Origin of the sequence: Xenorhabdus sp. SGI240, assembly GCF_040081915.1 — a bacterium.
GTDB classification, from domain to species: Bacteria; Pseudomonadota; Gammaproteobacteria; order Enterobacterales; family Enterobacteriaceae; genus Xenorhabdus; species Xenorhabdus bakwenae.
In genome coordinates this window covers 1-6,280 of sequence record NZ_JBEBMB010000096.1, presented here as the reverse complement: position 1 = coordinate 6,280, position 6,280 = coordinate 1, and the positions used below count along the sequence as shown (strand labels likewise).

Sequence of the window (6,280 nt, the reverse complement as noted above, 5' to 3'; positions counted from 1 at the left end):
GAAGTGGTGGTGAGTGTCAATGGCACGATGCAGATGCTGGGAAGCCGTGGCGATGCAAAACAGGCGGCTACTCAGCAGGTGGGGCATAAGCCCGCACCGAAGCAACCGCCTTCTCAATCCGTCAATAAGGAGAGAAAAACAACTCGTGCGGTACAGCCTGCTGCTTTACCGGAACAGGAAGAAGTGGATTGGAATGATGAGATCCCGTTCTAGATCATGTATAAAAATAGCTTCTTTTATTAGTTTGTATAAATTATAACCCAGCAAATATGCTGGGTTTTTTGTTTGCCCGGCAAAATTGGCAACCCCTTCAGACTGAAAAAATTCTGAATCGCCCCGAATGAAAGAAAGGTAATTCAACTGGAAAAGACGTTGCTGGATAGCAGCTGGGTCTGAAGAAAGTAGGAGGCATATAGAGTAAGTGAATCTGGTTTAACTTGATTGGTAGTCAAGCGTACAAAATATCGTGAAGTCCAATACCCTGTCAGATCAACCGGGTAGAGTGGAGTTTATTACAGGGAGACGGTGCATTGATCACTTAGCTAACTCATTTTTTCTCAAAATCGTGCCAGTAGTGCGCTATACCACCAAGTGGTAACGTTCTGACTTGACTCAATTTTTATAATGTTACAGAGTATCTATTGTACAGGAGGCGATTAAAATCACTCATGAAACAAAAATTACGCAAGTTTAATTCACAGGAGCTAAGTGTATGAACCTTAGCAACTCTGAACTGAATAGCTTAACTTCTGAAATAATAAAATGACAAAAATTGAACAGTTAGAACGTTTGGTTGATCGATTCACTAGTGACTTAGATTACTATCGTTCCAGTCGCTACAATGAGACTCAATTAAGAACGGATTTTCTTGATCAGTTCTTCATGATTCTTGGGTGGGATATCACAAACTCGAACGGTAAGCCAACGAATGAACGTGAAGTATTGGTTGAGGAAGGTTTAAGGGCTAGAGCAGGAGAAAACACTAAAAAACCTGATTACACATTCCGTTTCTTCTCAGAACGTAAGTTCTTCGTCGAAGCTAAAAAACCGAGTGTTCAGGTTTCAACTGATCCAGAACCAGCAAAACAAGTTCGTCGTTACGGCTTTACAGCAAAATTAAAAATCTCAGTTTTATCAAACTTTGAATACACTGCAATCTATGATTGTTCTAACCAAGTCTCAGAAGACGATACTGCGTTGAATTCCAGAATCAAGTTATATTACTTCACTGAGCTAGTTGATAATTTTAATGAAATTCAGAAGCTTATTGGTAAAGACAGCGTGTATTCTGGTCAATTCGATTCTGAATGGTCAGACATTGAAAACAACATTTCACGTTTCAGCGTTGATGATCTGTTTTTGAAACAAATCAATGAGTGGCGTTTGATGCTGGCTAATGAATTCATCACTATCAAACCTGAATTAAGTGAAGAAAAACTAAATGATCTAACGCAGAATTACATCAACAGCATAGTGTTTTTGCGTGTCTGTGAAGACCGAGATTTGGAAGATTATGAGACACTTTATCATTTTGCTCATCAAAAAGATTTTCAATCTCTCATCAGTAAATTACAAGACTCTGATCGAAAATATAATTCAGGCCTATTCGCCCTTGAAAATATTGACGAACTGATTAGTAATAAAGATTCTTGTATTTGGACAATCATAGAACAGCTTTACTTCCCCCAAAGCGCGTATTCTTTCTCCGTATTTTCTTCCGATATCTTAGGGAGCATTTACGAAGTATTTTTGAGTGAGAAAATACGCATTAAAGAACCTGGAAAAGTAGAGATTCAGCCTAAAGAAGAACACATTGATCGGGACGTTGTTACTACCCCCAGTCATATTATTAAAGATATTATTCGAAATACTGTTATTGAGTTCTGTAAAGACAAATCTGACGAGCAGATATTAAACTCTAAATTTGCGGATATTGCTTGTGGCTCAGGCGCTTTTTTACTTGAAGTATTTCAGACGATTCAAGATATTTTGATTGACTACTATATCGAACATGATCGTTCGAAATTGCAACAGCTAACTGAGCACAGTTTCAAATTGAAACTCTCTGTTAAGAAAGAGATTCTAACTCGCTGCATTTACGGTATTGATAAAGACTTCAACGCTGTTAAAGCTTGTTCGTTTGGTTTACTTCTAAAACTACTCGAAGGTGAGTCAAAAGAGACTATAGGTCCCAATAAGCCAATTCTACCAAAAACAGAGAGCAATATTCTTTTCGGAAATAGTTTGATTACTCTGTCTGACAATGTGAAAACAACAGATCTTTTTAGTGTGAATCCATTCAACGTTGATCATAGCTTTGACGTAATTGTGGGTAATCCTCCCTACATGGCAACCGAGCACATGAAGCAAATAACGCCAGCTGAACTACCAATTTATAAGAAGAAATACAAATCCGCTTTCAAACAATTCGATAAGTACTTCCTCTTTGTAGAACGTTCAATGCAACTTCTGAAGGATAATGGTTATTTGGGCTATATACTTCCGTCAAAATTTACTAAAGTAGGTGCTGGTAAAAATCTACGTAAATTACTTGCTGATAATAAATACCTTTGTAAACTAATCTCGTTTGGTTCGAATCAAGTTTTCAAAAACAAAACAACCTATACTTGCTTATTATTTTTGAAAAAATCTCAGCAAGAAAAGTTTTCTTTCTATGAGGTAAAGAATTTCAAGAAATGGCTCACTCGTGAAGATACATTCTTACTATCAAGTAATTACGAAGTAGATAAACTGGATTCAGATACTTGGATTCTGGAAAAAGAAACCAATGAAATCTTGCAGAAGATGTACAGTAATTCTCTGCAATTAGGTGATATCTTAGGCCAAAAAGCGATTGCAAACGGTATTCAAACCAGTGCCAACGATTACTATATTCACAAAGGGATTAAGATCGAACAAGACTATATTTACTTTGCATACGATGGTCATGAATATCATGTTGAGAAAGAATTGACTCGCCCATACTTTGAAACTCAGCGTTCAGGAGAAGACCATTTCTACACGTATAAAGACGTAGAGCCGAATGCTTTCGTCATTTATCCATACAAAAAAATAGGTGATAGAGTTCAACTCATAGAATATGCGGATTTAGAGCAACATTACCCGAAAATGTTCGAATTCTTGCAAGTGATAAAAGATAATTTAGATAATGGTAAACGCTCTATTAAGCCTGACCCTACTACACCTAATGAATGGTATAGATATGGCCGTAGTCAAGCTCTCGAAAACTGCGATGTGCCACAAAAGATCATTGTTGGCGTTTTATCAAATGGTTATAAATATTCAATAGACAATAACAGAACCTTCGTATCATCGGGAGGAACCGCTGGTTACAGTATCATTAATGTTCCTGAAACTTGTCCTTATTCTATTTACTATATTCAAGCGATTCTATCTTCAAGATACTTAGAGTGGTTTGCTTCGATATATGGTGAAGTATTCAGAGGGGGTTTTGTCGCTCGTGGGACAAAAGTTCAAACACGGATGCCAATCCCAATAATCAATTTTGGCAATACAGAAGAAAAAGCGAAGCATGACGTTATTGCAGATTTACAACAAAGAATGAACAAACTACATTCAGATATATCCAAAGCAGATACACGCTCGAAAATCGTTTTAGAAAGACAGTTCGACACTGCAAAAGAACAAATGGATAACTTTATAAAAGATTTGTTCGATCTTGGTGAGCTAGACAGTAAAATCCCTTCTGTTACTGATTTGTATAACCACTTGTAATTTAAGAATAAAAGCAGCTCATATTAAGTGAGCTGCGATTCTGATACAGACTATTTACGTAAACGTCTATCTCTTAATTTTTTCCAAATAGACATTAGGTTTTCATTATCTTCATTGGTAAAACCTAATTTAGATAAAATTGCCTCTCCTTGCATTCGCATTGCCTCTTCAACTTTACCTTCTTTCACTAGCTGGTTCAGAGTAACCATATCGTGCTTATTACCTTCAATGACTGGGATATAAAGCTTTTCTATTTCAGAAGGAACAAGCTCTAATACCCCGCCACCATAATAACGCCCTTCTAACTCTGCTGTGATGGCTGTGAGAGGGTTTAAAAAACTGCACACCAAGTTTTCTGCGCTTGTGAAAGTCGAGGATACACGATAAGCCGTGTCTGTTGTGTATGCTCTAACTTGGTTTAAAATCAGTCTAGGAGCTTCGTGACAACGTTTCAGCATGCCAATTTCGGTGCTGTAAACGGATGGTACCTTATACCAAGGCTTGCGAATACGGCACTTATAACGTTCGTGATATTTTTCAGCTTCACCAAGCTCAATATAATCTTTCACCTTCGTAGGAGGTTTCTGAAGTTCTTCTTCGATATACAAAAAGTTTGTTGGAAGACCTTGATCCTGATTGCTCTGATGTTGTGCTTTGTCATACAAAATACCAGGACAGTGTTGACTACGGCCAAACATAGGATGAGCGTATTGTTCTAACCCATATTGTTTGATAGTTTCGTTATCTACTAAAAAGAATTTGTTGGCTCCTGTTACAATTCCAACATCAACTTTTGCTATTTCTTTAAATTTATGTATAGATTCATGGCTAATAAGTTTTTTAATAAGTGACAGCTCGTTCTTTTCCAATATTGCTTTTGTCCACTTACCTTCTATTGTTTCACCATTTATTCCCAAGGTTTTGTTGAATAGCTCATCAGGGGATTCTTCAAGAAAGTCGAAGCCATTTACACTAACAATACCCACACCCTCTGATGACTGTTCAATCCGTTCTTTCTTCTCAGCTAAGATAATAACAGCCCCTTGCAGAGTATCTTCAAACCAAATCTCTTTCGGATCGATTATCACGATTTTTGAACAGACTTGTCCCATATAGCTACGAAGCGATTGAGCATGCATTACGTGAATAATCTCAGAAGGGATAACCATTCCCATTCGACCACCATTCTTAAGTAAAGCAAGAGTCGATAGTAAGAAAGGAACCCAAGCATTTGTATGCTTGGTAAACTTCTGTCCTAATTGCTTAAAAACAAGTTCTGCCTGTTCCTGAAATGATTTTTCAAGAAATTGATATCTTATAAAAGGAGGATTGCCGATAACAGCATCAAACAAACTATGTCCTAGATTCAGTTGCTTGTTTGCCCAGACTAGAAAATCACCTTCTGTAACAATAGCATTGTCAAAACCCAAAGTTTGACAACGTTCAGACGCTTTTTGAGCTTCTGTATCAAACAATTCAAAACAAGAAAGCTTAATAGTCTTATTACATTGATTATTGTTAAGTGATTGAATGAATACACCATCACCGCAACTTGGCTCTAAAACTGATTCAGGCCGTTTACTTAACACCCATTTAGTTACGTAATCTGCCAAGTTCTGAGGTGTGTAGTAACCACCTCTTAGCTTTTGGCTTGTCTGGTCTGCTTTAAATTTCATCATCTACCTTTGAAAAACTCTTAATAAGTTCATTTCTTTTTTCTTCTATATGTTTCTGAGCCTTATCTACAAACCAGTCTTTAAGTGTTTGTTGTTCATGCGCTAATATTGAGTATAGGGCTTTTTTCAATTCTGGATCGACTTCCAAAACTATGCGCCCTGATTCACCTTTTGCCATTAGATAACCTATGTAACATTTGTTATGTAACATAAGTTACAGGTTTTTAGGCTAAATCGAAAGCTTCATTAGTAGAAAAATTTGAGTACCTTGGAAAGGATTCTCTTTGTACCACCTATGGAGTTCGTTAACGTAAGTACATATTGTTTCAATCAAGCCTGAGTTAATAGTCGACTTTGAATGTGTAATACAATACAAACCAAAATTCAGGAAAAAGAATTTTTCATCACAAGATAATTTGAGAAATATATTAAAGCGGTTAAAAACTAACGACGAACATGTTCTTAGCAGTCTAGAATATCATTTACTAAGCTTTAAAATTACCATGATCAATTAGATATATGAGCTATTATTATGGCGTCTTCTCGTTAGATTGTTCTTTATTTGAACAGGGTCGGTAATCTAATAACTTAATTTGCTTGTTAAACTTACCTGTTCGATTATTGAATTCGATAACTCAATCGGTTAAAGTAAAAAAGCTATCGGCAAAATCCGATAGTGAGGAATCTCAGGCCTCAAAGTTATCCACTGGTAGGAAGTTTCTACCAGTGTGTCTGCTATCGCCCCTTCAATGGCGGTTCAGGCAGGGGAGGCTTCGGCCTCACCGGCTGATAACTCCGGTACCTGAGAATCCCTGTCTGAACTACCACCAATAATCAACAGAAGGGGA

General features: G+C 37.0%; 3 protein-coding genes and 1 pseudogene. 2 read left to right on the top strand and 2 right to left on the bottom strand.

Annotated features, from left to right (window positions below):
* Both ABLA76_RS15910 and ABLA76_RS15905 read left to right on the top strand, forming a co-directional pair.
* Positions 1 to 213, top strand: a pseudogene (locus ABLA76_RS15910) (single-stranded DNA-binding protein); the annotation flags it as partial.
* Positions 214 to 762: 549 nt separating this feature from the next.
* Positions 763 to 3,756, top strand: coding sequence for an N-6 DNA methylase (locus ABLA76_RS15905; protein ID WP_348988661.1), 2,994 nt, complete (start codon positions 763 to 765; stop codon positions 3,754 to 3,756).
* A 50-nt stretch (positions 3,757 to 3,806) separates the two neighbouring features.
* On the opposite strand, the gene ABLA76_RS15900 is transcribed toward ABLA76_RS15905, so the two are convergent.
* The gene (locus tag ABLA76_RS15900; protein WP_348988660.1) at positions 3,807 to 5,432 is read right to left on the bottom strand and encodes an N-6 DNA methylase; all 1,626 of its coding nucleotides are present in this window, start codon (positions 5,430 to 5,432) and stop codon (positions 3,807 to 3,809) included.
* Positions 5,422 to 5,610, bottom strand: a complete 189-nt coding sequence (locus tag ABLA76_RS15895) for a hypothetical protein (protein ID WP_047768403.1) — start codon at positions 5,608 to 5,610, stop codon at positions 5,422 to 5,424. The genes ABLA76_RS15900 and ABLA76_RS15895 overlap by 11 nt, the downstream gene beginning before the upstream one ends.
* Between the last annotated feature and the right edge of the window lie 670 nt (positions 5,611 to 6,280).

Coding starts and splice junctions, on each gene's coding strand:
- ABLA76_RS15905 (WP_348988661.1), top strand. CDS start 763: ATGACAAAAATTGAACAGTTAGAACGTTTGGTTGATCGATTCACTAGT.
- ABLA76_RS15895 (WP_047768403.1), bottom strand. CDS start 5,610: ATGGCAAAAGGTGAATCAGGGCGCATAGTTTTGGAAGTCGATCCAGAA.
- ABLA76_RS15900 (WP_348988660.1), bottom strand. CDS start 5,432: ATGAAATTTAAAGCAGACCAGACAAGCCAAAAGCTAAGAGGTGGTTAC.